Source organism: Caulobacter sp. (genome assembly GCF_049283275.1).
In the GTDB taxonomy this organism is placed as follows: Bacteria; Pseudomonadota; Alphaproteobacteria; order Caulobacterales; family Caulobacteraceae; genus Caulobacter.
Genome location: NZ_JBAPVS010000283.1, coordinates 1 through 1,846, shown reverse-complemented (window position 1 = coordinate 1,846; position 1,846 = coordinate 1). Strand labels below are relative to the sequence as shown.

Below are 1,846 nucleotides of genomic sequence, written 5' to 3'. Positions count from 1 at the left end.
CCAACTAAACGCCGGGTCCAGCCAGTTTCCCAGCCGGCCGTCCGGCCGGGCCAGGGCGAAGATCCGCGCCATCTCGGCGTCCGACAGGGCGAAGTCGAAGATGTCGAAATTCTCGGCCAGCCGGGCCGGATTGCTGGTCCGGGGGATGGTCGCGACGCGCTGCTGGACCTGCCAGCGCAGGGTCACCTGGCCCGGGGTCTTGCCGTGGGCCTCGCCGATCTCGATCAGCACCGGATCGGTGGCCACCTTGCCCTGGGCCAGGGGCGACCAGGCGGTGATGGTCGAGCCCATCGCCTTGGCCTTGGCGATCAGGGTCTTCTGCGACAGGTAGGGATGGTACTCGACCTGGTTGGTGGCGATCGGCGCCTCCGAGGCCGCCTGGGCCTTGGCCATCAGGGCCGAGGGAAAGTTCGACAGGCCGATGGCGCGGGTCAGGCCGCGCGCGTGGACGTCGTTCAGCGCCGCCATGGTCTCGGCCAGGGCCGGCTTGGGCTTTGGCCAGTGCAGCAGCAGAAGATCGACCTGCGGGGCCCGCAGGCGCTTGAGGCTGGCCTCGACCGAGCGCTGCAAGTCGCCTTGGGCGAATTGATCGACCCACACCTTGGTGGTCAGGAAGATCTGGTCGCGCGGCACGCCCGTCGCCGTCAGGGCCGCCCCGACGTCCTGCTCGTTGCGATAGGCCTGGGCGGTGTCGATGTGCCGGTAGCCCAGCTCCAGCGCCTTCTCGACCATCGGCTGGGCCGCGCCGTCGTCCAGCTGCCAGGTGCCCAGGCCGATGATCGGCATGGCCACGTCGCCCGCGCGGATGTCGGGGATGGACTGGGGCATGGCGGATCTTCCAACCGTTCTGGGGGGAGGGCTCAAGTCGATATAGGCGCTCATGCCGGCCGCGTCATGCCCCTGGCCGCGTCACGCCTGACCCGCGTCGTGGGCGGCGAGCACCTTCTTGGGGGCCCGATCGCGCCAATATCGCTCGATGAACCGCTCGACCGTGGCCGCGTCAACCCGCGACAGGCGGATCAGGACATAGGGATAGCTCTTGTAGTGGTCGGTGACGAAGAAGGTCTCGGGCTCGGCCTCGATCAGCAGCTCGCGCTCGTCGAAACTCACCCCTGGACACACCAGGGTGTCGCCGTCGTCCCACACGCGGGTCAGGAACTTGCCGTGCGCCTTCAGGCACGGATGGCCATAGGCGGTCCCGTCCGTCACCCCGGGGAACTTGAACGCGAAGGCCCGGACATCGTCGAAGGTCATGGCCAAAATCCTTGTTGGGTTCCCTGGCGCGACTATAGGGAGAAGATGGACGCTGAAAACACCCCCGCCCCGCCCCCCTCGGGCCTGACCTCGCCCATCCTGGTGCTGGGCGCCACCAGCCTGATCGGCGAGTTCCTGCTGACGCGGCTGAACGCGGTGGGGATCACGCCCATCTCGTTGAGCCGACGCCCGCCCAGCGACGACGTCTGCTGGGTGGACGGCGACCTGGCCGATCCGAACCTGGCCGGCGAGCTGCCGCCGATCGCCACGGTGTTCTCGCTGTCGCCGATCTGGCTGCTGCCCCAGGCCCTGCCGGCCCTGAAGGCGCGCGGCATGACCAGACTGGTCGCCTTCTCCTCGACCAGCCGCTTCACCAAGCAGGATTCGCCGGAGCCCACGGAACGGGCCGTGGCCAAGGCCCTGGCCGAGTCCGAGGCCAAGGTCGAGGCGTTCTGCGCCGCGCACGGCGTGGCCTGGACGATCCTGCGGCCGACCCTGATCTATCTGGAAGGCCGCGACAGCAATGTCAGCCGTCTGGCCGGCCTGATCCGCCGCTTCAAGGTGCTGCCGCTGTCGGGCGGGGGCGGGGGCC

3 protein-coding genes are annotated in these 1,846 nt (G+C 69.1%); 1 reads left to right on the top strand and 2 read right to left on the bottom strand.

Annotation, left to right across the window (positions count from 1 at the left end; translation table 11 throughout):
• On the bottom strand, positions 1–828 hold an 828-nt coding region (locus WAL33_RS16160; RefSeq protein ID WP_422182547.1), incomplete at its 3' end, for an aldo/keto reductase.
• 81 nt (positions 829–909) lie between these two features.
• On the bottom strand, positions 910–1,254 hold the full coding sequence (locus tag WAL33_RS16155) for an MmcQ/YjbR family DNA-binding protein (protein ID WP_422182546.1): 345 nt from the start codon (positions 1,252–1,254) through the stop codon (positions 910–912).
• A gap of 45 nt (positions 1,255–1,299) precedes the next feature.
• On the opposite strand from WAL33_RS16155, the gene WAL33_RS16150 reads away from it, so the two are divergent.
• Positions 1,300–1,846, top strand: a 547-nt coding sequence (locus WAL33_RS16150) for an SDR family oxidoreductase (RefSeq protein WP_422182545.1), incomplete at its 3' end; no start/stop codon positions are given.